Raw genomic sequence first — 25,242 nt, forward strand, 5'->3', positions numbered from 1 at the left:
CCAATCCTTTCTACTGTTTTATTCTTCCAGCACAAATCAAGTGCTGTTGCCAATACGAATTATTAAGGTCGGCATATCCTATCGGGTCGCCTGCATGATACATCTGATTGTTTCCTACATAGATACCGACATGGGTTACATAGCTTCCTGCATTGTAGGTACTGTGGAAAAAGACTAAATCACCAGCCTTTGCCTGCGATAGAGGAATATGCTGTGTTGCGTCATACTGCATTTGTGCCGTTCTCGGTAATGAGATACCAGCCTTGCCATAGCACCACTGCGTCAGTCCGCTACAATCAAAAGAAGTATTCGGGTTACTGCCACCATACACATACTTCCAGCCTTGATACTTCAACGCTTCATTCATTATCTTTTGTGCCAGTTCGCCGATACTTGATTGACGATAAGGTACTGGTTCACAAGCTCCACATAGAACATATTTCCATAGCCATAACGCCAGCCCCCATTCTTCGCCACAGCGATAGGGTTCGTGTAGGTTACTTTCTGACCGCCGGATTTATCCTTTGCGAAATTTTCCGCAAGGTTGAATGTATGCTTTTTCCAGTTTCCTGATACATATCCCACATAGCCACCGCCATAGTTATAGGACTGTATCACGACATTTATATCACTGATACCTTGATTTTTGCAGGAAGAAAGCAGGGACGCAAAATATTTACACCCCTGCTTGATTGAGCTTTCTGTATCTAATGAGTTGGGTGGTAGTCCCAGACTTTCAGATCTTTGCATAACGTCCTCGGCTGTACCGCCACTTTCCACTTGTATGATTGCCAGCAACACATTGACATACTCGGAAATGCCGTTTTCTTTGGCATACTTTTCTACCATAGGCTGATGTTTCAAGACTTCGGCAGATAGGTTCATACCTACATAATTAGAGGAATAACCATTGCCCCCGTCGTCGTCCTCGGCACTAATCAGAACCCCAAAGAATAATACGAGAGAAAAGAGGATAGGAAACAGACTGCCAACAATAGCGATATGTTTTAGTTTCATTTCTTCTTTTGTCCTTTCTTGAATATGGTTCGTTTGTTCTTCTCGGTATTCTGCTGTGTATGCTTCTGAACGGTTGTTTTCGTAACACGGTCAGTCTTGTAATTCTGTCTTGTGGTTTCTTGATTGACGGTCTTTGCTGATGAACCGCCAGAAGATAGCGGACGTTCCTTGACAGCATTTTTCTTGATAGCTTCATCATTCTTAATGGTTGAAGCTGTGGCAGGGCGTTTGACTTCCTGCTGTTTTTCCACATTGACCTTAGGAGTAGTCGCTGGTCTTTCATGGGGACGGGTAGCTCCGCTTGTCGCTGATCCGTCCATTTTCTTACCTGCCTGCCTTGCTTCTTGTGCCTTTTGAAGCTCCATACGCTTGTCAGCAATATTCTGTCTATGGAGCTGTTGTTTCTCTAAACGTCCAGACTGGCGGTTTTCTTGTTCCTGCACTACGCCACGTTTGAAATCGGACACACTGGACTTTGCCTTTTCTTTGGCAGAGTGAACCGCATAAGCGGTTTGTGTCGGCATATCCTTGATATTTTCTTTGACGGCAGTTGCCTTATCCTTGACCTTATTCTTTGTATCAAGGACAGCTCCCACGGCTGAACCAGCCTTACCGCCAAGAGAAGAAGTGCTGTTGCTTCGGGTTGGCTGTTTTGGTGTATTGTTCCTTGCTGATGAACCGCCAGACGATACCATAGAACCAGCCATTGCACCAGCTCCTGCACCGACCTTACTTCCTTTTCCCACCGCTCTCGCAAGTCTATGTTCCATACGTCTAGCTCTATGTCGCATGAACAGATACGGACGACGGAAAATCCTGCACTTTGACTGTCGCCAGCGTTTAAAGAGAACATACTCATTAAATCGCCTAGCTTCATGTAGATACCTGCAAAACACACTATCTGTAAGAACGCCACCATAAAGAACGGGTAGTCCGTGGATATGTTGTAAAACATACTGGAAATACTAAAGGCGACCGTTACAATCAGCGTAATTCCTGCCCTTGTCATAATCGTGTTAAACACTCTTACGATTGCCTGCTTTGCCATGCTTTCATAGCTCGGTATCATGGAAGCGTCGCACCTTGAAGCGTCGGCTGATTTTGTTTTCCAACAGCTTTTCCATTTTTAGATAGCGGTTGATTTCATCATTCGGCATGGAAACAAAGTCATTCATCAATGTGTCTTTCTATGAATTCAAGAATAAAAAGCTGACTGGCGATGTTCTGGATGAACTGAATGTTCCCAGCACTGTCCCCCAGCTATGGCCTGCGAGGATAATTTTCTCCTTGTTGAACTGTTGCTTCAGATATGTCGTCACCTCATGGACGTCTTCCAGAACACGCTCCGCACACATGGTCTGTAAAACTGCTGCAGGATCGTTCGCAAAGTATGTTTTACCCACATTGCGCTGATCCCAGTTCACCACAGTAAATTCATTTTCCTATTCATACTGGTACAGATGTAAAAGAGGCATTAAAGAAAGGGGCTGTCGGTTAATACCGTTTTTAAGGCTCCTACTACAATATAAGCATATCCCACAGAATTTCGTGTTTTTCAGAACACAATTCTTTGTGGGATATGCTTATTTTTCATCAGACTGCTTATTTGGGGCCGCAAAATCCCGTCCCATCGTATACAGCATAAATTCTTTATATACTTTTTCAGTGGTTCGGTAATTGAACCGCCGGAAGACTTCATTTTCCTTGAGGTCTCCAAAGTGCCCTTCTGTCTGAATGGAACGGTATCAGTTTCTCCCCTTTGAGATCATAAAAATCCGAACTTTGCATAAAATACTATTTAGTTGAAATTCATCGATACATTTTCATCTGGTAAGTGATCAGACTTAATACGCAGCTTAACCTCTCCGGGATTTCCTGTACTTCTGATAATTGCCATGAGGCGCCCTTCATAACTGGTAAAACATCCCTTTGTATAATTTTCGTCAGTGTACGGTACGGCACTCCCAAATCCGGCTAAAATGCCTTCACCGGTTACTTCTGCACTAACCTTGATTTCTGCATCAACTACTCTGCGTCCGTTTTCATCTTGAAGTTCAATTGGCACACAAATAAGACTGTTAATATTACTATCTGCTGTCAGAGTCTCCGGAAATGTTTTTATTCTTGTAACATTGCCGGTTGTTTCAATACATTTTCTAGATACCTCAACACCATTTGTATAGCTTACTGCCTCAATTGTACCAGGTTCATACTCAGTTTCAAATAAAGCCTGATATCTGGCAATTTTACCTGCAGGTTTTTTTCCATAGCTTTTCCCGTTTAAGAAAAGTTCCACCTGGTCAGCACCTGAATATACAGTAACTTTGACCAGCTTACCTTCATCCTCTCGAAAGTTCCAGTGCATCTTTTCCTCAGGCCAGCTAAAACCAAGAATTCTCACTTCATACATATCATGGATTTTGGGCGGTTGTACTGCAATATAAGTACCCTTATCCCCCCAAACGACCTGACGAAACATACTTTGAACTGTGGCATTTCCATTCAAATCAAAATCTCCACAGTTTGAGGTCCTGTATGGATATGGAGTTTTTATCATAACCTCCATTTTGTAAAAGAAATTATTGTACCTTATCTCTTCATCCTTTGATACATGTATGCATCTTCCTAGTCCGGCCTCACCCATATGATCCCAGCAGGTCCACACAAAATCTCCGATTACCTGTGGATGTTCATCCATGGATTCTATTGCCAGATCAGTCGTTTCTGCATAGGATTCAGAGCCCATAATAACGGCATCAGGGTAGTTCTTTATTAAAGCATCATTTCTAAAATAGCAATAATGTGTATCAATTACACCCGTATATTCTGCAATAGTTTTGGTTATGTCCGAATCTACATCTGACGGAAACATTGACTCCATCTCACAGCTCATCTCAGAAACAGTATGGTCGCGTTTCCCATACTTCTCCATTGCTGCATCCAGATCATCCTGATTCCACCTTTCCAGCCCAGTTCCTGCCACAATAACCGTTCGAGTGTTATCAATCTCTCTCACCGCATCTACAAGTGCCTTCATTGTATCTAATCCTGATTCATTGGCTAAATCCGGAATTTCATTCCCAATACTCCACATGAATACTGAAGGATGATTTCTGTCTCTAATTACCATGGACTGAATATCTTTTTTCCAGTATGCATTAAAATCACGATGGTAATCATATGTACCTTTTGCAATTTTCCACATGTCAAATGCTTCGTCCAATACAAGCATCCCAAGTCTGTCACAGGCTTCAAGTAGTGCAGAAGATGGTGGATTGTGTGCTGAACGTATGGCGTTGTAGCCGGCCGCCTTTAATTTACTAATTTTTCTTGCCTCAATATCATATACAGATACAGCTCCCAATATACCATTATCGTGGTGAACGCAGCCTCCACGAAGCTTAATATTCTTTCCATTTAAGCAAAGTCCATTTTTGTTATCAAGAGATATGATTCGGATACCTGTGGTGATTGAATCTGTATCAGTTACCATGTCGTGATTAATCAGTTCGACCTTTAGTTCATACAGATTAGGATTCTCTAAACTCCAAAGTTTTGCTTCTTCCACAGAAAACACTGTTTTTACTACGTCTGGTGTCAATGAATTTACCTTGCATTTTTTATTGACAACTACGCTTCCGGTATTGTCCGATAAAGTAAAAATTATTTCTTCTTTCGTAATGGAATCCGTCTTTCCTTCCAGCTTCACTTCGACCTCAACTGCTGCTGCATGTTCTGACAGATCTACTGTATTGACACAAATTCCATTAGGTGCAATATGTCTGGCCGCGCCTGTAAAAATATGCACGTCTCTGTATATTCCTCCGCCCGTATACCATCTGGCACTTGGATCAGGAAGTGTATCAACCATAACGGAAACATTATTTTCACCTGACTTCAAAAATCTCGTGATATCAACAATAAATGATGTATAACCATATTTATGTTCGCCGGCCGGGATTCCATTTACTTTTATTTCACAGTTTCTATACACTCCATCAAAGTTCAGCATTACTGAACCTGGTAATTTATCCGGCATCCAAATGGTATTCTCGTAATACCCAATGTCTCCTTCATAAAAACCCGAATCACGTCCCCCCGCCGCATTTTCTGAAACATCCTTTGCGATCACAAAATCATGAGGTAACTGAACTGTTTTTTTCTCTGCATTTCGATATCCCCCAAGGTTAAGACCTGCAAAAGATTCCGAACCCAAGCTAAATTCCCATCCTGAATTATAAAGTTCTTTTTTCATAAATAAGCCTCCATTTCTTATACTAAATCTACGTTTATACTGCTTATAAGATTTCCTGCTGAAACTCTCTTTTATCCTTTTCTGATTACTTTCTTTCATTCACCTGTTTTCCTCGTAATGATCTATTGTCTTTTTCTACTTTAAGAAAATAGAAAAGAACAATTGAAAGAATTGGAAGCAGTGCCTGCGCTAAGAGATAAGACCAGTTGATTGTAGAAATAGCCATAACTGTCTGATTTGCCGCTGTACCGTCATATCCTCCTAAAGCAAGAAGGTATCCACATAAAGCTGTTCCTAACCCAGTTCCTACCTTAAGACCTACAGAAGAGCATGAATAAATAGTTCCAGTCAGTCTGTGACCAAATTTCAGATAGGAATACTCATCAACTTCAGCAATTAAAGCATTCGTTGCGCCTGATTGTGGTGCAGAGCCCAAAGCTTTCAAAATAAATCCTGACATTACTAATGGAAAGTTTCCTTTTATTCCACCCAAAATAATGAGTATCGCTCCCAGAACACCAACAGCGTGTCCGACTATACATACATTTCTGATTCCATATTTAGCTGTAAGTTTTGCAACGAAAGGTAATGCAGCCATAATTGGAATTAAACTGGCAAAACTAAGAGTTCCAAGAAGTGCTGGATTTCCTAACTGATAAGTAGCAAAGTAGATACCCATACCACCTGTAATACCACCTGCCAGATACATAACCAAATACAGTCCCAATATCATCAAAAAGTATTTATTCTTGCACAATAAGACCATAGCCGCTAAGAAACCAACTTTATCTTCTTTACCCTGCTGACCATCTCCCAACTCTTCTGCTGGAAGTTCTTTTACCGCAAGTACTGGAATTTCTAAAAGTATTAGGCTGATAATCGAATAAATGAGTGCGACCATACTCCATCCGTGCTGACCACCACCAAAGTTTTCAACAAGCCCACTTGTAACGGAACTCAGTATAAGTACTGCAATAATAGCAAAAAGTGAACGATAACTTCCCATTTCCACTCTATCCTTCTGGTTCTTTGTACAAAGAGCCGTTAATGAAGAGTAAGCAATATTGTTCATTGTATAAAATACTGCACCAATCAATGTATATATAACAAAAACATATACATATTTTGTATTTTGATCAATACTTCCTGGTACACTAAACAAGAAATATGTAAAAGCTGCTACTGGAAATCCACTAATAAAATACCAAAATCTTGCTTTTCCCATCTTACTATGGGTAGCATCAATAATTCTACCCATAAAAACATCACTGATACCATCCAAAACTTTTGAAATCAGTAACAAAGTTCCGACTACTGCAGAACTAATCCCAAGTGTATCAGTACAATAGATTAATATAAATGATGCGATAAAGGTCCAAGATAAGTTGGAACCAGCATCACCAATTCCATATCCAATTTTCTGTATAAATGACAAATGCTTCTCCTCTTTTATGGTGTTCATGATAAACCTCCCTTTGTATTAAACTTTTTTTCGTATTACTGCATGGCTCATTCTTCAAACGGTCTTTCCTAAATAAACCCTTCCATTTCCCTCCTCTCTCTATGAACTGAACACTAAAAATGTAAGGTAATCATATCATTCCACGGATTATATGACTATGACACAACCGTCTTAAAAGAATATCTTGTCCTATCATTTTCTTACATATTCGTGTATAATAAAAAAGAGGTGATATCATGACTAAAAATAATGAAACATCATTAATCCAAGAAAGTGGATTAGAATATTTTCAAATAGATCAAACTGTTCATTTAAAGCTGCATACACCGCTTCATATAACAGTAAAATACAATATGCAAACTGAAAATGGAATTGTCGCCAATGCACTTTGTGTTTCTCCAACTGGAAGTACCTACACTCCCCCTTCTGTTTCAAATAGCTACCTTTCCATTGAACATAAGCATGACTTTTTTGAATTATTAGTAGTATTAAAAGGTAAAGTTTATCAGGAAATAGAAGGACAAAGTTATCTTTATTCCGCTGGTTCCTGCTGTCTGATTAATCGTAATGTTTCACATGCAGAAAAATTTTCAGAAGATGGAACCTTATTTTATCTTGAATTCTCCACCGAATTCATAACTGATTTTATAGAGCATAGCCAATCCACATTTTTTCAAGGCGCGCCTAAGATTTCTAATAGCTTGTTCACATTTATGGAAGAAAACCTACTTTCTGATCATCATAAAAATTATTTGGATTTCTTCCCTGTATATCAGAATTATTACGAAGCTGCCAGTGATAAAAATATATATGTTCATGGAAGAAAAAACACTTCCCATCTCCATAGAATAGCTAATGATCTCATTGCAAATTTATTTCTTCCAAGATTAGGAAGTGAGTACATTATAAAAGGATTACTCTACGAATTGTTTGATTATCTGGATACAAAAGAAGCATTCCACATTATTCCTGTGTCATTGCATACCAAAAACGATGCACTCCTTTTCTCGCGTATCCGCCATTTAATGGAAGATACCCACGGTCGAATGACCCGCACTGGACTTGAACAGACACTTCATTATAGTGGAAACTATCTGAATTCTATTATTAAAAAAAATACCGGAATGAGTCTTTTTGAATATGGTAAAGATTTTGCTATGAACGAAGCTGCAAGACTGTTGGTAGAAACTGATCAGACTATTGCATCCATTATGGAAAATCTACATTTCTCTAACTGGGGACACTTTAACCAATTATTTACAAAACAGTTTGGGATGCTGCCAAGTAAATATAGAGAACAGCGAAAAAAATAAAAGTTCTCCCCTACTGTAGATGAACTGCCTATGAGACTGACTGAGTTATTGATGAATACAGCTATTGACACGTTCAGAAATGAAGGGAATATAAATTTATCAAAATATCTCAAATCACTGTTAGAAGATCACAGAAATGGAATTGGACATCGAAAAGAAAGTGACTGCCGATAACATTTGAATTTATGCGGAAGAATTGGAGGAGGTAAGTCACTTGAAGAAGAATGTATTGTTTAAATTTTATTAGTTCTTGCATTCGTATCAGCTATAATTACCCTTGTAGCGCATAACGATATAACACTGATAATTGCAATTATTCTAATCGCTGTATGTGTTTCCCAATCTATCAAGTGGAAATGGGGGAAGAATATGATAGGAGTATATTTTAGCGGAACAGGAAACTCAAAGTATTGTATAGAAAAATTTGTACAAGAATACCATGCGGGAGCAGCCGTGTTTTCCATTGAAAACGAAGAACTTTTGAGGAAAATCGGACAGCATGAAGACATTGTATTTGCTTACCCGGTGCAATATAGCAATATACCCAAAATAGTGAGAGATTTTATAATCAATCACCAAAATATCTGGAAAGAAAAGCGGATTTTCGTAATTGCCACGATGGGTTTGTTCAGCGGTGACGGCGCTGGTATGTTGGCTCGCTTGTTGGAAAAGTACGGCGCACACATCATTGGTGGACTGCACCTCAAAATGCCGGACAGTATCGGTGATGAAAAAGCATTAAAGCGACCTTTGGAAACAAACAAAAGACTTGTTGCAAATGCGGAAAATAAAATAAAAGCTGCTGTACGAGAATTGCGAAATGAAAATCCGCCGCAGGAGGGAATCGGATTTTTCTATCATTTAGCCGGTCTGTTTGGACAGAGATTATATTTTCCTAACAAGACACGGCACTATACAGATAAATTGAAGATTGCTACACAAAAATGCATCGGTTGTGGTAAGTGCGTTGCTCTATGTCCTATGGAAAATATTGATTTAAGAGACCGGATCGCGGCAGCAGATAGCCGATGCACCATGTGCTACCGCTGCGTTAGCAATTGCCCTAAACAGGCAATCACGCTATTAGGGAAACAGGTTGTTGAACAGTGCAGGATTGAAAATTATCTATAAATCAAATCAAAATTTGATTTTCAAGAAACTATGACCTCTTAACAAAGGTTACAGAGTTTTAATAAACTCCTCCGAAAACCTTGAAAATAAAGGATTGAGATTGTAGAAAAAGAAATCATCTTTGCATAATCGAGTAGGAGGCTAACCATTAGTTGATAAGCCGGCCCCTCACACCACTTATCCCGACTTTATTGTTATCCTGAATCGCTTCATTAATGCCTATCAATTGCCGATTTAAGGTACCCGTGCCCAACCCCCTCCGGATTCCATGCAATGTCTTACCATCGCCTGTGACATGCTCAATTCCGGCCTTTTTAAGATATTTACGAAAGATGCAGGCAATGGATACCCCGTCATGGAAGTAATTGTATGGTGCGATGTGCCTGACAAATACATGGCAGTCAGATGTTTCCGGTCTGCCATGGAGGATATAGTCAGCAACGGCAGTCAATACCTGTTTTGACACTGGCATATGTAACGGAATGTCTGTTTTACCCTGCACCAGGTGAATTTCATTGTTTTTCCAGTCTTAATATCTATCAAGCAATACCCTAACGGCAAGCGAAAGCTGAAAACTGTCACCGCCGACCATTTACAGGCATTTATTGACTTTCTAAGCTATGGCGTGGAAAATCCAGATGGATCGACCTCAAAAGTAATGAGCAAAGGCTATATGCTCCTGTTCTCGGCGGTGTTGCAAAATTCCTTCCGCTTTGCGGTATTTCCCAAAAGGCTGATTACTTTTAACCCTATGCAGTATGTGAAGTTAAGGGGCAGGCTCCTGAAGCTGGATCCGCACAATACTGCGCCTGAAGGTCCGGATATAAATTCTTGTTCATTACCGTTAATTTTACCTTGTGCTGCATACTTACTTCATCCTCCTTGACTTTAAAAGCTATTCCAATCAATCACTGTACACTGTTTTTCCATCAATATTGCACATCAAATCCGTTTACAACCCGGTCTGCATAGATTTCCCCCGCGCTTACGTTGAGTACTTAAACTCAACTATCACTACTTCGTTTTTATCAGGATCTTTTAAGCGGACTTCGTCAGTTCCCCAATCATATCTGATGGGATACCTCCTTTTTTCTTTATACATACCATCGCCGAATCAAGATTTTCTGTTTGAAAAACAAATGATGGATATCCTGTTGGCTGCGCATTGAATAGTAGAACTCAACGAGTTCTTTCGCCTGCTCTGAGAAAACATTTGTACAATAGTATCCTGTTATCATCTTCTCACCTTATCAAATTCATTCTCCAGTCACATCAACTGGGATTTAATCATTTATGATTTCATCTAATTCCTTTTGAAGATCATCAGGTATTTTATAATAAAATGTCATTGCGTCTTCTGGAATGGCCATATTCTTTATAACATTACTCGAAATGATCTCTTGAACATATTTACTGTTTTGGAAAGTAATGACTGTTTCAATAAGTTCATAGTCCCTTTCTTCGTTAGGGTCTTGACCATACAGTAATGTTTTTTCCTGATATACAAGCATTTTATATTCGGGTATCAAATCAGATGATAATCTTTCTATTTCTTCCCAATTAGATGTATCCAATAGCTGTTTAACAGCATCTTGGTTATCAATCGTTTTTAAAAGTTTATCATCTTGAACGGAATATAACTCTATTTTACTTTGTTTTTCCCTTTCTTCATTTCTGTGATTAAGTACATTGCCTCCACATCCGGTCAACAACAAAGTACAAATTATAAGTGTGCTGATTATTTTTTTCATAATTCTCCTCACTTCTAAATCCCTCCGTAAATCCAAATTTTCCAGCTCCACCAACTGAAAATTAACTTTCTGTAATATCTGGCACTTCTCTCACCATGTCCGGCATATTTTCAAGTATATCCCGTAAGCATTTTCATGGTCTCTAAATGTGGTAAAGCGTAGATCCCGTACCAGAAATATTCATCATATCTTTTTCTGATCGGAAACGCCAGAACTGGATTGCCAAGGGTTATTCATTTACGTGCCCTGTGCTTTTCTTTTTTCTGCATATACATCTTTTTGTCTGCCGCCTGGACCAATTCTGCAAAGTCGGAAAAACCCTGTCCATCTATCACACCGTAACTGAAGGAAAGCGGTCCTTGGAAGCGATCTGTCCTCCCCTGCTCCGTGAGCATACAAAGAATTTCTTCCATACGGCTTTCTACAATGCTGACCGGAGCCTCCGGAAAAAGCAGCAGGAACTCATCCCCTCCATAACGAAACAGCATATCCTTCCCACTCCGGCATGCATGCCGCAGCTGCCCGATCACCGTCCTGATATAGCGGTCACCCTCCGCATGTCCGTACTGGTCATTCATCTTCTTTAATCCGTCCAGATCCACGAAACAAACGGTTATGGAAGTCTCCCTGCACAGCATATCGCTGCCCACATCCAGGGCATGCTGCCGGTTGTATAACCCTGTCAGCGGGTCCCGGATCGCCTTTTGCAGCAGGCGCGGCTCCTCCTGCCGGTAGATTTCCAGCTCCTGCTCCATACTCCGGTTCTTTTCCCGGTATTCCGCCATGACGCAGATCCGCCATGTGTACCAGATGCCTATGGCAAACCCCATCATGCTGAAAAGGCTGGATTTGATGCTCCATCCCTTCAAAAGCAGGTTATTTGCATCTGTCGAATAGACCAATAAGTTCAGGAACAGATAAAAGAACAGGCATGTAAGCAATTCCAGCAAAAACCCCAGGCGCCGACGGTATTTCATGATCAGACGCAGATATCCCTGAAATCGGGCCCGGCTCAGAACCTGCATAGTAAAGCCAGCCAGAACAAATCCGAGAAATACCGGAATAGCCTTCAGATTTTGGGAACTGCTGATATGATTATCAAAGGCCTGCAAAGACTGCCCGGTGATGATCGCTATGGCACTTCGGCAGAGAATATTAATTGCCAAGCCGTAAATAATCCCGGTCAGCGTACTGAACAACGTGCAGTGCCTGTCCCTATCCGTGTAAAACATGGTTTCACCAAACAGGAGGACAGCAAAACAGAGCCAGTTCATGATCAGATGGAATTCCAGCACACCGAACACAACAAAAGCCATATAATTTAATCCAAAAAACAGAATAACCGCCCTGGTGCGAAGCCCTGGCATCTGCCGCTGTCTGCTGACAAAGTTGAAGTAATTCCAGTGATAGAAGAAATATGCCGCTGCATTCAACAGGATAATGAATACATTGAAAGGAACGAAAAATCTCTCCACAGCTCTGCCTCCTCTCTAGTGCCTTCTGCTCTCTTTGTCCTGGTACATACCCTTATCGGCACGCTCCAACAGTTGATATGCGCGCTCTTGTGTATTTAGATCTACTTCCGCGATGCCGAAACTGAAGGCCGGTATGTGCTCAAATTTTCCCTCCGCAACCTCAGAACGCATTTTCTCCAGTTTTTCTTTCGCATCGGCCTCGCTGCACCCGGAAAGCACAATCACAAATTCATCGCCGCCAACCCTTGCAAATATATCCTTTTCCCGAAGCCGGCCGAGGATATACTGGGAAAACTGCACGAGATAAGAATCCCCCGCGGCATGCCCCTGACTGTCGTTGATACGTTTCAGTCCGTCCAAATCTATGTACGCCAGGGAAAACTGCTGTTTTTTCTCCAAAAGGAGTTCCATCTGCTCCATCAGATACTGGCGGGAAAACAGCCCTGTCAGTGTATCCCTGTCGCTCCTGTTTTTCAGTTCCTCCGTCCGCCGCTCCTGCCGGGCAAGCTTTTGGGACAGCTCCCGGTTCCGGATCTCGCTTCGGTGTTCCACAATGATAGAATACAGATGGAACAGGCAGCGGATAATAAAGAATTCTTTGAGTGCTGCCGCCCCGATCAACAGCAAAGGCAGTAATGACCACGGAATCCCCGCGATACAGAGCAGGCTGTCCAGGAGCAGGAAAACATTACATAACCAAAGGAAAACCATAAACGGCCGTTTTTCTTCACTGAGAGCCTGCACACGGAGTACTTCCTGCAGCTTAGGCCGGTACAGGATAACAATGTCCGCCAAGATACTGATAGCTACAGCAGTTGAGATTGTCACGATCCGCCATCCGGGCTTGTGCAGTATGAGTCCCATCGGTATTTTCACGGCCAAGGAAACCAATCCGATCAATATCATATGAAATGCGATATAGAGAGGCTGGGTAAGGCTTACCATGAAGGTCCCTTTGGACCATTCATTTCGTCTTAGGCACCAGCGGAAGGCATCACATAGAAATGCCAGCAAATAGACAACCGTCAGGTGCAGCTCCAGCATACACCATAGACAAAACAAGATCAGTTCGGGCAATATATATAAGAAACTATGGACCAACGTACATTTACGGGCATATCCCAAAGCTATCATTGTCCGAAGGGATGTATACCCCCGGAGCAGATAAAGGGCCGCCGGTATGAGCAGGCTCCATCCAATAGAAATCTCCAGTATTCTCCCCCTCCTTCCCTGCGGTATCTCCAGTTCACATGTTCCCTTGCCGCCATATAGCATCCACTATTTGCATTCAGATTATATATAGCTCTATGTTGTCTTCTTAACTCTCATATTAATGCCATATTCCCGGTCCTTGAAATATATCTGCCGTCCTGTCCTTCACTGTGAAAGTCAGACCATCAAACGTGTGATATACCTGGTCTGTGGTATAGAAAGCTCCGTTCGGCAGAAAAATCTGATACTTGCACCCATAAAGCCTCTGACGTTTTTTTCGCATCCGCTCTAATTCCCAATCCGTAAAGATTAAAATACCGATCACCATCTGAAAAACAAAAGAATTACTCCAGGCATTTAAAAAATAACCCCACATTTATACCTCCCAACATTTTTTTATTATATTGTGTTTCTCCTGGAAATGCAATTGTTGCTTTTGTTAATATGGTAAGAATAGGCAAATTCACCTCCCCTTTCTGGCTATGATTCTAATTCTATTCACATTTCAATCCATGTTTTGGATATATGGCAATGTATTCCTGTATTATAGCACATTCCCATACAAAATAAATATTAAGAGTATTTTTGCGGACAATAAGCATACCGCCTAAACACGTCCGAAGCCAGCTGCCTCCCCAAGGCCTCGGCAATTTGACTCCGGCAGGAATTATGGACACAGACAAAAGCCACTTTCACCTTCTCTCTATCCATTTATCTCTGTACCTCTTTCAACAGCCTGACAACTTCATCCTTCTTTAAGCACCTTCCCAAAACAGACCACCTTCCCATCTACCACCAGCGCCGGGGTAGTAAGGATGTGAACGACTACCTGTTCCACCGGCTGGGCATTCCCATCCTGGGAGCAAAGGCGCGGGAACGATGCACCCGTCCATTCCTGCAGCCATCAATGCCAGGTCATCACGGACAGCTGCTACATTATACTCAATATAATAAACGATTTCATCATATGGTCCCGCACTTGTCCAGTAATTCCCAAAGTTATTATTTTTCAGTGACGTGATAACAGACCGGGGATTGTACAGCCTCTTGCCGGATTTCGAGTAAAAGCCGTCATACCAGCCCTGTAACCCTTCCCTTGTCAGGCACGGTTCGGCTGTACAGGAGAGGTATCGGTCAAATAACATGTCCACCTCTTCTTCTGTAAAACCAAAATACTGAGAAAATTTTTCTTCCGATGCCATGGTATACTCCAGAAACATGTTCAACTCTGAGCCGCAAGGAAGCTGAAAGCTTGAAAAACCAAACGGAAGGATCGTCTGCCAGTTCAGATGCCCAGAACCATGAAGGATTTCCACGGATTCTGCTTTTAATTGGATCTGCTGTCCTGCTGATTAGCGGTATTGTTTTTGCAAAACTTTATACTTAAATTGAACAACCTCTGTCCTGATGGACGGGGGCTGTTTTGCCATCTCTCCAGTAAACGAAAAGTTATTCAGACGTCAGGCAAACTGTGCTATACTTATATGGTATAGCGAAAAAGGAACCGTGTGCTCCACCTGCACTAACTTCTGCTGTTGACCGTTATGCCATAGACTGCGCCTATGACGGGGAGGATGCTCTGGCGCAATACAGCATTAACAATTATGACCTCCTCATTTTAGACCTTAATCTGCCCAAACTTGACGGGATGGAAGTATTGCGGCGAATTCGTCAGCAGGATAAGACTATGCGTATACTCATCCTTTCTGCGCGGAGCAGTGTTCCGGATAAGGTCGCATTGATCAGAGGCAGCTCCATCAGAGAGTTGAATTGCCAGAGGCTACGGGAGAGGTGCTGCAGCTTACTTCGTCTTTTAACAGCATGATGGACAGATTAGAGGCTTCCTTTGAAGTACAGAAAAACTTTTTCTCAAATGCCGCCCATGAACTCAAAACTCCCCTGGCAGTCTTAAAGACTTCCCTGCAGGTGCTGGAAATGGATGATGAGCCTTCTATCCTACCGTGCAGATCAATCCCGTTCCCAGAAAATTCCGGGTTCTGGTCTTGGGCTTTCCGTTGTGAAGACAATTGTAGAGAGCTGCGGCGGTGATATTACATTGAAAAGTACAGTAGGTGTTGGAACTGCGATTACCGTCATCTTATAAATAAATGCCTGCCGTATAATTCCAGGCAAAAGCGCAGACTATAATTTTACATTTACATCTGCTGTTTCATCAAGAATGCATCTCAGATACACAAACTAATTTTAATTCGTCGGAGGGAAACGAAATGACTAAAAAATATAAAATCATGATTGGAATCCTTGTCCTCTTTCTCTGTATAGCTGCGGGAGGCTTCCTTTATTATAAAATGGCTGCTCCGCCGGGTGAAAAATTCCTGGCTTATCAGTAGGTGTTGGAACTGCGATTACCGTCATCTTATAAATAAATGCCTGCCGTATAATTCCAGGCAAAAGCGCAGACTATAATTTTACATTTACATCTGCTGTTTCATCAAGAATGCATCTCAGATACACAAACTAATTTTAATTCGTCGGAGGGAAACGAAATGACTAAAAAATATAAAATCATGATTGGAATCCTTGTCCTCTTTCTCTGTATAGCTGCGGGAGGCTTCCTTTATTATAAAATGGCTGCTCCGCCGGGTGAAAAATTCCTGGCTTATCATAATGAGGAATTGATATCCAATATCGACAGCCAGCTTTCCGGTTTGGATATGGCCGGTATCGTCCGGAATAAGGAAAAGTATGTAATTGAACAAGAGATTGCAGATATCCAGGACAATATAAAAGATGGCAGCCTTACCTATGAGGAACTGACAGCCATCTGTCTTTATAGGATCAAGACCCTGGATCAAAATAAACATGGTTTTAATTCCGTCCTGACCATCAATCCCCATGCGATGGAAGAAGCCCGCCAAAAAGATCAGGAGCGTAAAAGCCGGACAGAAAACACCTCTGAAATATTCGGAATTCCGGTTCTGTTAAAAGATAACATCAATACTTCCGGAATTCCTACCAGTGCCGGCGCTGCTGCACTGGCAGATTTTATTCCTGCCGAGGATGCTGATGTTGCAGCCGGTTTAAAAAAACGCGGCGCTATTATTTTAGGGAAAAATAATCTTTCTGAATTTGCCGGATACATGTCCAGCATAGCCCCCGCCGGATACAGTAACGCAAAAGGACAGACCATCAATCCTTTCGGGCCTTTAAAAATATCAGCATCCGGCTCCAGCAGCGGAAGCGCTGTTTCCGTAACTGCCAATCTGGCCCCTGTATCTATCGGCACAGAAACAGACGGTTCCATCGTTGCACCCGCATCCGCAGGCTCAGTAGTTGGCTTTAAGCCTACCCGTTCCACAGTCTCCGGTACAGGTATTCTCCCCCTCATACGGCAGATAGATACCCCTGGCCCAATCACAAAGAGCGTCCAGGATGCAGCGGTTGTATACAATGCCATGTCTGATCAGGCTATCACCCCTGCATGGGATAAAGAGTATCTGCAAGGTAAAACCATCGGATTAACCAGCTATGAATATAATGACAAATCTCAGGTAAGTATCCTGAAAGAAGCACTTCAGAATGCAGGTGCAAAAGTCATCGATATTACACTCAGCCAAGAAGGAGTCTTTATCTTCAGCAATATCCAATTGACATTCAAAAAAGATTACGAAGATTTTGCCAGTGTTTATGGTTTGCCAGTCAAGACCCTGGACAACCTGATAGCCTTTAATAATAAAGAAAAAGAGACAAATGCCAAATATGGCCAGGACTATCTCGAAGAAGCGGCAAAGAAGGAAGCCACAGATTCTGATGAAATCAACAAAAGTATTAAAAAGGCCGAATCCGTTCTAAATACAGCCTTTAGAGAAAATGATCTGGACGGCATTGCGTTTTTAAACAGTACGGCCTCCACTTTGCCTGCAGCGGCAGGCTTCCCTGAACTCACACTCCCTTTAGGGAGGGATAAGGACGGTGTACCACAGGGAGCCACCTTAACCGTTCCATCCGGCGAAGATGAGGCGCTGTTAAAAATGGGGTATAGTTTTCAGGAATATACAAAGGGCCGCATAAATCCACTGGAAACTCCCTAGTGTAACAGCCAGTTGTAATCATGTTTGCTACACTAGGTTCAATATGGGCTTTACTAACCCTATCCTTCAGAGACATTATAATCCACCGCCCGCTTAGGCTTCTCAATGCTTCGCCGGGCGGATTGTCTCGAATAGTTTCGCAAACGTGGATGTGAACAATCAGCACCCACGCCTAAATCCTCCAAGAGCTGCTTTATCTGCCCGCACATCTCGGCCTTGTCTTCAACCACCAGTGCTCTCCGCTTTTCGTATTTCTTCTCATCCTTAGCAACATTTTCATATAGCTGGCTAAATCATTATGGAAAAGAAATCGCTGTCCTCATACGGATAATCATAATCCACTGGCAATTGGTCCTTTGAAATCTTATGAAACCCGGCTTTTTCATAAAATTGATGCGCTCTGTCTGTATTTCTAGGGGTATCTAAAATTATCTTTTTCACGCCATTCTCTTTTGCAAAGCTCAAAAGCGTTTCATATAATTGCCGTCCTAAATGGTGCGGTTTTCCGCGGTAGGGTTCATAAACGAAAAACTTCTTCAGAATAGCAAGGCCGCTGCTGTACATCATTAGACCGATGGATCCAGCTACTTTCCCCTGCTCCTTTGCAACCCAGAAATTCCCGCCATTATCCAAATATTTTTCTCTGATATGTAACAGTTCTGGCTGATCGTCTACGGATACAAGAGGGCGTGTACCGTCATTTTGACAATGCAGGACAAGCGCAATGATTTCTTCACGATCCGCTTCGATATATGTTTGAATTTCCATTCTGCCGCCTCCTCATAGAATATATTGATTTTCTTTTCTTGTGGAACCGTTTTTTCTACTGCCGCCGCAGCAAATTTTTTCTCGGTTTCGGGAAACCTATGGATTCGTTGCTCCAATTTGTCAGCGTACCCCGACATTTGGCTTACCGGAATAATACCGCATTTATCATATCCAAGCTCTTCTGCCTTCTCCACAATCTGCAATGCTGTATCCATTAAGCTTTCCCCCACAATGCCTTGACATATCACTTCCATAAAAATATAATAATATACATAGACTGTTTTGTATTATAGAATTATTAGAATCATTAATTCATTTTTTATGAACTATTGTTGTGAGGGAGAATTATGGAGATAAAATATCTTAACACTTTTAAAGCCATACTGGAAACTGGGAGTTTTCAGAAAGCGGCTGAATATCTTAACTATGCACAATCTACCATCACCCTGCAAATGCAGGCGTTGGAGCAGGAGCTTTCTGTAAAATTGTTTGAAAAAATAGGTCGTAATATGAAGTTGACACAGGCAGGGAAAGAGCTGATTCCATATATAGATGGTGTGATTGAAGCTGTTCAGCGATTGGAAAATCATGGAAAGGGCAATCAGGAGTTGACTGGGAACTTACGCGTCGCCATACCGGAAACCCTTCTTGCTTATCAAATGCCACAGATTTTGAAGCGATTCCGAAACATGGCCCCTAATGTAACATTGTCAATACATTCTTCAAATTGCTATGATATACGGGCACAGGTGATGAATGGGGCCGTTGACCTCGGCGTCCACTATGATATTGGCGGCTACGGAAATACTATTGTAGCTGAAAAACTACACCATTACGAGTTTGTTTTGATTGGCAGTGTAGAGCTTGATATGACAGATATAGATTTTATCACAGAAAATCAACGAAAAGAACTATGTTTACTGGCCGATCAAAGCAGCTGCTATTATAAGAATTTCCGTGAATATTTACAGGCCAAAAACATTATTTTAGAAAGTGAAGTCAATCTTTTCAGTACGGAAGCAATAAAACAACTTGTAAAAGAAAATCTGGGGATTGCATATCTCCCCCATTTCACCATAGAGGAAGAATTAGAAAATAATATCATCCGGGAAATCCCCACCGCTATCCAAAGCAAATGGGTTGGGACAGTATGTACATATCATAAGAATAAATGGATGACACCTGCTATGCGTTTATTCCTACAACTTCTTAAGGAAATAGAGACTCCTATCAGTGGAAGTTTAGCATTATGAAAAATTTTAGAGGGTACATAATACCCCGCGATCCCGACAGTTTCCATATGACAGTTTTCGCCTTTCCAGCCGGCGCAGCCCAATGTTTTAATGGCTGCGCCGTTTTTGCTTCAAAACTCGAGATCCCTATTTCTTGAAAACGCTGATCCTCATCAAGCACCGCCAGATATTCCGGATTGGTGGATAGCGCTTCCGCCCTACTTCGGGCTCACGCTCACCTTTTCATTGTAAACATACTCATATGGCATGAACCGGCTATTCTGGATCTGCAAATACTGCTGTTTCGCTGTCCGTACGAATCGCTGTGATATTATCGTACCAAATGCTGCCCTCTACGGTATCGCCTTCAAAATATTCATTATCAACCGCATTTACCCATAAACCAAAGCTTGTAACCTGTCCGCAGTCATTTACCAGACCGCCCTTGGGATTGCCTGCTGTATCACGCTGGCAGAATTCTGAAAACGGAATCGTTACTAAGGTTGGTTTGCCTCCCCGTAGATTATAATCATCATATAAATTCAAATATACTTCATAACAGGTATGATTGGCCTGAATCTGAATAACGGTCTTCTGCTGTTTACCGTCCGGAATTGTCCAGAATTGAAGTGCATTACAGTCAGACCAGTCAACATTCTTATTGATCGTAGCTCCTGCCCAGCCTTCGCTTGACTCTTTGTATGTAAACTTCATAGCATAACCATCCTGAGCTTCACCTTCCTTGTTTGTCAGATTCAAAACGATTGTGCTGCCTGAAGCTTTGTTTGTTGCCCATACACGGTTCAGCATACTGTCCATACCAAAATAGCTTTCAAAATCATCTACCATATACGGATCTGGCTCTTTTTCCCCGATATTAAAGATTGCTGTGATTTCTGCCAGCTTTTTATCTTGTTGGTAAAGGATTATCTTTCCATTTGCCGCCTCTCCAAGCTGGCTCAAAATCTCATCTGTCAGTCTGGCCGTAGCTGTTCTTCCATCCACATCCGTAACCAGTTTAATTTCTTTTGTTCCATTAGAGACTGCAAAATGGACATCTGTTGTTCCTTCACTGAGCTGTGCTGTTATGTCAGTCGCTGAAAGTATACGTTTCCCTGCGGTTGGCGTGGTGATATAGCCTGTTGCTCCCCATTGGTTCACAGATGGTGAAGCTGGTTTCTCTCCGTTTATCACCTGTTCCTGATCTGCTGCAAAAATACTCTTTTCATTGTTGTAAAACCTTAGAAATCCGTCCATCAGTTCATGTCCGTGAAGAATTCCGTCCTCTGCTTTTGATACAACAAAAGGTGTATAATAATTACTCTTAGAATCATAATTAGACCATACCATATAGTATGCACAGTCATATTCCGGTTTTGTGATAATATCCAGAATCTCAGTAAACCATTCCGGTCTTTCATTTCCGGTTTTCTTCATTGCACTGTTCGTAATACCGGTTTCTGTAACTGCAAATAATTTATTATGCTCCTTGGCAAACTGATCTGTCAGTTTTACTACTGTTTCAAAATTCTTCATAAACGAATAATTTTCATCCGCAGATGCTTTGTCATCGTAAGTATCAAATCCTACCATATCAACAAATTCATCTCCTGGATAACGCTCTTCGTATTCCTGCATGGTTGTTGCCTCAGACCCTGGTCCATATACATATAACAGATTATGTACATCTTTTATATCACGCAGATACTCTACTGTATATTTAAATACACTCTTATACGTTTCCGCATCGCAGAATGCCTTTCCCCACCAAAACCAGCTTCCGGTATTCTCATGAAACGGCCGGAAAAGCACCGGACCGTCCACCTGTTCGGCATACTCGGCAACCAAATCCAGAAAAGCCGTAAACTGGGGATTATACGCGCCGCCCGGCAAGATCTGATTCATACAGTCTCCCTTTAAATGATAGGAATCTGCACTGCTGTAATCATAACGGTCATATGTTTTGGCAGCTGTGCTGTCTTTTTCCACTGCAAATGCAAAATTAGGCATATGACAGGACAGTGTCATGACTGCGCCTTCTCTGACTGCCTCATTTGACAACAGTGCTGCTGCTTTAATATTTCCTTCCGTTGTATCCGGAAGCTGCTCCTGACCCGGATAACGTGCATTGTATTTAGAAACAAATCCGGAAAACAGTCCGCCACAGTCCAGACCATTGATGGCTGCCAGAGAGCCTGTTATATCTTTTGTGTCAGAATCTGACAGATCAGAAGCCCCCGCCTTCAAAACGGTATCCTCCATATGTCCATAAAGAGCCGCATCGGATTGCCCAATTGCTTTTAAATACTGATAGAGCGCTTTGGTAGCAGCATCCGCATCCGGGTCTGCCAGTGCAATCTTATTTGCGTAATCATAGCTGTTTCCATTCACGGTAAGAGCTGAACCATTTCCTGAAATATTTGTCTCAGTCTCTGCTTTCTCCGCTGCATCTACATAGACATCCTCAACTACAGGAGTATAGAGACGGATATTATCAAAGTAAAGCGCTCCCTTGTAATCTGTGTTATTGCCCACCATAAGAATCATCAGCTTATCCGGCGTTTCTTTATTTGCTGCAGCAGAATCAATTTCAAAATTTATCACAGCTTTCACTAATCCATTCCCCAGATCTTCTGTCTCCATATTTTTTATTCCGGACATCTGATCTTTCAGAACATCTCCGGCCACACCCTTTATGGTGATATTTCCTGTGGTCATGGCATCCTTTTCAAAATACAATTCAAATCCCAGCATGGCCGAACCAGAAAAGTCTATACCGCCCTCCGGTGAAACGCTGATAGCCGGCTGTACCCATCCGTTATCCACATCGCCGGAATAATCCATATTCACCTTCAATTTTCCATCTTCCACGCTGCAGACATCCTCGGTTGCTCCATGATAACTGTCTGTTGCCCAGCTATTATCAAAATGCCAGCCCTGAACAGTGTCATCCTCGAAATCCCATACCTTCACATCTGAAGCAGGCTTTTGCTCCTCAGAGATAAAGCGGATATTATCCAGCCATATATCTCCCTTGTAATCCGTATTGACACCGATTAAGCAAAAAGTAATGCCATTAACAGTACCATTTGCCTCATCACACTCCAATATAACCGGAAGTTTTTTTATCCCGTCCACAGTCTCTGCTTTTTCCAGATCAAGGATGGTGTCATTTACATTCAGAGCATCTGAATTTACCGCCATTTTAAAGCCGCCGCCTGTCATCTTTGTTTCATCGTAGCAGAAATCCAGTGTAATTTTTGTTACCGACTCAAATTGGATACCGTCATCATTCCAGTCAGAGATTGCCATTTTACTGTAGTCCTTATCCATATCGGCACTGTAGTCTACCGTAACCTTTACCTTACCGTCCTCTGCGGATACTGCGGAATTTTCTGCACCTGAATACTGAAACTCCCATCCTGCTCCGTAATACCAGCTCCCGGCGTCTTCCAAATTACCGGTTTTTTCCAAACTATTGATTTCTTCCAAACTATCGGTTTCTTCTGCATGACCGGTTTCTTCGTCGGCATTCGTTGTCACAACCGGAACCGTATTTGCTCCTTCCGCAAATACCGGCATACACATACTTGCTGTCATCAACACTGTCATCAGCATGGCACACACTTTTCTCTTCATATTTTTACCTTTTCCTTTCTCCGGGTCCCCCCTGTTTCTTATCAGAATCAGATCAGGCTGGCTGCCCCAATGATTCCCGCTTCCTTTCCAAGCGTTGCCGTTTCTATCTCCGGAAGCTGACCCTTTTCTCTTCCGAAGCATCCTTCTTTCATCATCTCACGGAGCGGTGAAAGAAGTGTCTCTCCCTGCACAGAGATACAGCCTCCCAGCAGCACCAGCTGCGGCCGAAAGATATTTACCACATTGACAATTCCAACTCCCAGTCTTCTGATATACAGCTCTACAATTTTCTGAAGCCCTGCATCGCCGTTTTCAGCACCTTCAAAAACTTCCTCTGGCGGTAAATCTCTGCCGATGGCGCGCTTTACGTCGCGATTCAGTGCAGTTGCCGATGCATATGCTTCCAGACATCCCTTTCTGCCGCAGGTACATGGTTCTCCGCCTTCCACAATGACCATGTGTCCAATCTCGCTTCCGCTGATCCCCTTACCATCATAGATTTCACCATCCAGAATAATGCCGCCGCCCACACCGGTTCCAAGCGTTATCATAATAACATCCTGACATTCCCGTCCTGCGCCCGCAACTGCCTCTCCAAGTGCAGCACAGTCGGCATCGTTGGCAATCCGGATTGGTATAGGCAGGTATTTACCCATTTCTTTGGCAAGTTCTACCTGCTCCCAGCAAATATTATTTGAGTATCTTACAATCCCATTTTTGCGGTCCACGGTTCCCGGAACACCAATTCCGGCTCCCACACATTGATCCATGGAAATCCCCTGCGTGTCCAGAAGTTTAAGAACACGCTGTCCAATCTCACGGATGATCTCTTCTGCCGGATGATTTGCATTGGTTTCCATCACTTCTGATGCAAGCAGCTTCTGATGGATATCTACCAGTCCAATCTTTGTTTCTGCTCCTCCAATATCCACTCCGATATGTACCGGCGCTGCTTTTGCACGAATAGTCGTAATAAGTGCATCACAGGAGCCTTCAATCGTATAAGTTCCGCTCCCTGCTGCCAGAAAAAAGCTGTCTCCTTTTTTGAACTCCAGTGTTTCACCCTGATTATAAATAATTCCTTCTCCATCTAACATCAGGATGCTGGCAAAGGAGAGATCGGACACGCTGCCCTCCATCTTCTTCATGACATTTCCGTCTAAGTTTAACTTATCGACAGTAAAATAATCGCAGTCCGCCACATGGGGATAGCTTCTCTTATCCTTTACAATGGGCACCCGATTGGTCACAGCAAGGGCTTTCTCAATATGAAGGTCTCGCTTTTTCCCGTCTCTTCCGATTCTTCCATAGTCGTATACACGATATGTTATGTTGGAATTCTGCTGAATCTCCGCGATGAGTATATCTTTGCCAATCGCATGAATGGTACCGGATTCAATAAACAGTACATCGCCTTTCTGCACCGGTACGGCATTGAGGACTTCCAAAAGTGTATCCTCCCGGATTCTTCTGGCAAATTCCTCTTTGCTGATCTCCTTTTTGAATCCATAGTACAGATATGCTTCTTTTCCGGCGTCCATCACATACCACATCTCTGTCTTACCGTACTGCCCTTCATTTTTTAATGCATAACGGTTGTCTGGATGCACTTGAATAGACAGGTTGTCTCTGGCATCAATAAATTTTGTAAGAATAGGAAAATCACGAAAACGTCTGCAGTTTGTTCCCAGCATTTCTTTTCCTTCTGCGTCAATATACTGCTGTAATGTCTGTCCGGCATATTTCCCATTAGCTATATAAGATGGTCCATCCGGATGACAGGATAATTCCCATGTCTCAGCCAGCACTTCCCCGTCATATTCCTTACCATACTCTTCTGCCAGACGATGGCCGCCCCAGATATAATCTTTACAACTTGGTTTTAATTTCAATAAACACATATTTTTCTCCTGTATTGATTCGGATAATTGCCGC

The 25,242-nt window shown here is 42.3% G+C and carries 18 protein-coding genes and 5 pseudogenes; 8 read left to right on the forward strand and 15 right to left on the reverse strand.

The features are described from left to right. Positions 1-10: 10 nt before the first annotated feature. The 6 genes and pseudogenes from A4V09_RS07515 to A4V09_RS07535 form a co-directional block, all read right to left on the reverse strand. Positions 11-1,017, reverse strand: a pseudogene (locus tag A4V09_RS07515) (C40 family peptidase). Then, positions 1,014-2,089: pseudogene (locus A4V09_RS07520) on the reverse strand (ABC-2 transporter permease); the annotation flags it as partial. The pseudogenes A4V09_RS07515 and A4V09_RS07520, both read right to left, overlap by 4 nt. Positions 2,090-2,204: 115 nt before the next feature. Then, positions 2,205-2,444: an alpha/beta hydrolase family protein gene (locus A4V09_RS26390; protein WP_065541805.1), complete on the reverse strand. Its 240-nt coding sequence runs from the start codon at positions 2,442-2,444 to the stop codon at positions 2,205-2,207. 192 nt (positions 2,445-2,636) lie between these two features. Beyond that, a pseudogene (locus tag A4V09_RS26395) lies at positions 2,637-2,759 on the reverse strand (transposase); the annotation flags it as partial. Between the two features lie 56 nt (positions 2,760-2,815). Next, a complete protein-coding gene (locus tag A4V09_RS07530; protein ID WP_065541806.1) occupies positions 2,816-5,371 on the reverse strand; it encodes a glycoside hydrolase family 2 TIM barrel-domain containing protein in 2,556 nt (851 codons plus the stop codon). Further along, the gene (locus A4V09_RS07535) at positions 5,358-6,734 is read right to left on the reverse strand and encodes an MFS transporter (protein WP_065541807.1); all 1,377 of its coding nucleotides are present in this window, start codon (positions 6,732-6,734) and stop codon (positions 5,358-5,360) included. The genes A4V09_RS07530 and A4V09_RS07535 overlap by 14 nt, the downstream gene beginning before the upstream one ends. Positions 6,735-6,970: 236 nt before the next feature. Here A4V09_RS07535 and A4V09_RS07540 point away from each other — a divergent pair, with 236 nt between their 5' ends. Both A4V09_RS07540 and A4V09_RS07545 read left to right on the forward strand, forming a co-directional pair. Further along, on the forward strand, positions 6,971-8,047 hold the full coding sequence (locus A4V09_RS07540; protein WP_065541808.1) for a helix-turn-helix domain-containing protein: 1,077 nt from the start codon (positions 6,971-6,973) through the stop codon (positions 8,045-8,047). A 369-nt stretch (positions 8,048-8,416) separates the two neighbouring features. After that, positions 8,417-9,178, forward strand: coding sequence for an EFR1 family ferrodoxin (locus A4V09_RS07545; protein ID WP_065541809.1), 762 nt, complete (start codon positions 8,417-8,419; stop codon positions 9,176-9,178). A 1,283-nt stretch (positions 9,179-10,461) separates the two neighbouring features. Here the strand turns inward: A4V09_RS07545 and A4V09_RS07565 are convergent. The 6 genes and pseudogenes from A4V09_RS07565 to A4V09_RS26960 form a co-directional block, all read right to left on the reverse strand. Further along, positions 10,462-10,929, reverse strand: coding sequence for a hypothetical protein (locus A4V09_RS07565; RefSeq protein ID WP_065541811.1), 468 nt, complete (start codon positions 10,927-10,929; stop codon positions 10,462-10,464). Between the two features lie 233 nt (positions 10,930-11,162). Beyond that, a complete protein-coding gene (locus A4V09_RS07570; RefSeq protein WP_065541812.1) occupies positions 11,163-12,404 on the reverse strand; it encodes a GGDEF domain-containing protein in 1,242 nt (413 codons plus the stop codon). 15 nt (positions 12,405-12,419) lie between these two features. After that, positions 12,420-13,448: a GGDEF domain-containing protein gene (locus A4V09_RS07575; RefSeq protein WP_162291104.1), complete on the reverse strand. Its 1,029-nt coding sequence runs from the start codon at positions 13,446-13,448 to the stop codon at positions 12,420-12,422. A gap of 286 nt (positions 13,449-13,734) precedes the next feature. Beyond that, positions 13,735-13,992, reverse strand: a complete 258-nt coding sequence (locus A4V09_RS07580) for a hypothetical protein (protein ID WP_065541813.1) — start codon at positions 13,990-13,992, stop codon at positions 13,735-13,737. 221 nt (positions 13,993-14,213) lie between these two features. Next, positions 14,214-14,327, reverse strand: a pseudogene (locus A4V09_RS07585) (arsenate reductase/protein-tyrosine-phosphatase family protein); the annotation flags it as partial. A gap of 44 nt (positions 14,328-14,371) precedes the next feature. Beyond that, positions 14,372-14,932, reverse strand: coding sequence for a P-loop NTPase family protein (locus A4V09_RS26960; RefSeq protein ID WP_242964019.1), 561 nt, complete (start codon positions 14,930-14,932; stop codon positions 14,372-14,374). A gap of 155 nt (positions 14,933-15,087) precedes the next feature. Between A4V09_RS26960 and A4V09_RS26400 the strand changes: the two genes are divergently transcribed. The 5 genes and pseudogenes from A4V09_RS26400 to A4V09_RS07605 all read left to right on the forward strand — a co-directional run bounded on the left by A4V09_RS26400 (position 15,088) and on the right by A4V09_RS07605 (position 17,668). Beyond that, on the forward strand, positions 15,088-15,441 hold the full coding sequence (locus A4V09_RS26400; protein WP_089280659.1) for a response regulator: 354 nt from the start codon (positions 15,088-15,090) through the stop codon (positions 15,439-15,441). Next, positions 15,441-15,518: pseudogene (locus A4V09_RS26720) on the forward strand (hypothetical protein); the annotation flags it as partial. The gene A4V09_RS26400 and the pseudogene A4V09_RS26720, both read left to right, overlap by 1 nt. Before the next feature lie 37 nt (positions 15,519-15,555). Beyond that, the gene (locus A4V09_RS24855; protein ID WP_084043474.1) at positions 15,556-15,720 is read left to right on the forward strand and encodes an ATP-binding protein; all 165 of its coding nucleotides are present in this window, start codon (positions 15,556-15,558) and stop codon (positions 15,718-15,720) included. Between the two features lie 124 nt (positions 15,721-15,844). Next, a complete protein-coding gene (locus A4V09_RS25710; RefSeq protein ID WP_274537192.1) occupies positions 15,845-15,967 on the forward strand; it encodes a hypothetical protein in 123 nt (40 codons plus the stop codon). Positions 15,968-16,123: 156 nt separating this feature from the next. Continuing rightward, complete coding sequence (locus A4V09_RS07605; protein WP_065541816.1) at positions 16,124-17,668, forward strand: amidase family protein; 1,545 nt, start codon at positions 16,124-16,126, stop codon at positions 17,666-17,668. A gap of 288 nt (positions 17,669-17,956) precedes the next feature. Here the strand turns inward: A4V09_RS07605 and A4V09_RS07610 are convergent, their stop codons facing one another. Then, positions 17,957-18,436: a GNAT family N-acetyltransferase gene (locus A4V09_RS07610; protein ID WP_065541817.1), complete on the reverse strand. Its 480-nt coding sequence runs from the start codon at positions 18,434-18,436 to the stop codon at positions 17,957-17,959. A gap of 347 nt (positions 18,437-18,783) precedes the next feature. Here A4V09_RS07610 and A4V09_RS07615 point away from each other — a divergent pair, with 347 nt between their 5' ends. Beyond that, entirely contained in the window at positions 18,784-19,689 is a 906-nt protein-coding gene (locus tag A4V09_RS07615; protein ID WP_065541818.1) for a LysR family transcriptional regulator, read from the forward strand. A gap of 255 nt (positions 19,690-19,944) precedes the next feature. On the opposite strand, the gene A4V09_RS07620 is transcribed toward A4V09_RS07615, so the two are convergent. Together A4V09_RS07620 and A4V09_RS25945 are read right to left on the reverse strand one after the other, a co-directional pair. Beyond that, positions 19,945-23,307: a glycosyl hydrolase gene (locus tag A4V09_RS07620; protein WP_157766914.1), complete on the reverse strand. Its 3,363-nt coding sequence runs from the start codon at positions 23,305-23,307 to the stop codon at positions 19,945-19,947. Positions 23,308-23,354: 47 nt separating this feature from the next. Then, on the reverse strand, positions 23,355-25,208 hold the full coding sequence (locus A4V09_RS25945; protein ID WP_065541820.1) for a type I phosphomannose isomerase catalytic subunit: 1,854 nt from the start codon (positions 25,206-25,208) through the stop codon (positions 23,355-23,357). Positions 25,209-25,242 lie beyond the last annotated feature (34 nt).

Origin of the sequence: Blautia pseudococcoides (genome assembly GCF_001689125.2) — a bacterium.
GTDB lineage: Bacteria > Bacillota > Clostridia > Lachnospirales > Lachnospiraceae > Blautia > Blautia pseudococcoides.

Bases quoted from the DNA above. Each gene is read 5' to 3' on its own strand.
- A4V09_RS24855 (WP_084043474.1), top strand. From the start codon at position 15,556: ATGATGAGCCTTCTATCCTACCGTGCAGATCAATCCCGTTCCCAGAAA.
- A4V09_RS07575 (WP_162291104.1), bottom strand. From the start codon at position 13,448: ATGCTGGAGCTGCACCTGACGGTTGTCTATTTGCTGGCATTTCTATGT.
- A4V09_RS07565 (WP_065541811.1), bottom strand. From the start codon at position 10,929: ATGAAAAAAATAATCAGCACACTTATAATTTGTACTTTGTTGTTGACC.
- A4V09_RS07605 (WP_065541816.1), top strand. From the start codon at position 16,124: ATGACTAAAAAATATAAAATCATGATTGGAATCCTTGTCCTCTTTCTC.
- A4V09_RS25945 (WP_065541820.1), bottom strand. From the start codon at position 25,208: ATGTGTTTATTGAAATTAAAACCAAGTTGTAAAGATTATATCTGGGGC.
- A4V09_RS07545 (WP_065541809.1), top strand. From the start codon at position 8,417: ATGATAGGAGTATATTTTAGCGGAACAGGAAACTCAAAGTATTGTATA.
- A4V09_RS07620 (WP_157766914.1), bottom strand. From the start codon at position 23,307: ATGAAGAGAAAAGTGTGTGCCATGCTGATGACAGTGTTGATGACAGCA.
- A4V09_RS25710 (WP_274537192.1), top strand. From the start codon at position 15,845: ATGACTAAAAAATATAAAATCATGATTGGAATCCTTGTCCTCTTTCTC.
- A4V09_RS07530 (WP_065541806.1), bottom strand. From the start codon at position 5,371: ATGAAAGAAAGTAATCAGAAAAGGATAAAAGAGAGTTTCAGCAGGAAA.
- A4V09_RS07580 (WP_065541813.1), bottom strand. From the start codon at position 13,992: ATGTGGGGTTATTTTTTAAATGCCTGGAGTAATTCTTTTGTTTTTCAG.
- A4V09_RS07615 (WP_065541818.1), top strand. From the start codon at position 18,784: ATGGAGATAAAATATCTTAACACTTTTAAAGCCATACTGGAAACTGGG.
- A4V09_RS07540 (WP_065541808.1), top strand. From the start codon at position 6,971: ATGACTAAAAATAATGAAACATCATTAATCCAAGAAAGTGGATTAGAA.
- A4V09_RS07610 (WP_065541817.1), bottom strand. From the start codon at position 18,436: ATGGAAATTCAAACATATATCGAAGCGGATCGTGAAGAAATCATTGCG.
- A4V09_RS07535 (WP_065541807.1), bottom strand. From the start codon at position 6,734: ATGAACACCATAAAAGAGGAGAAGCATTTGTCATTTATACAGAAAATT.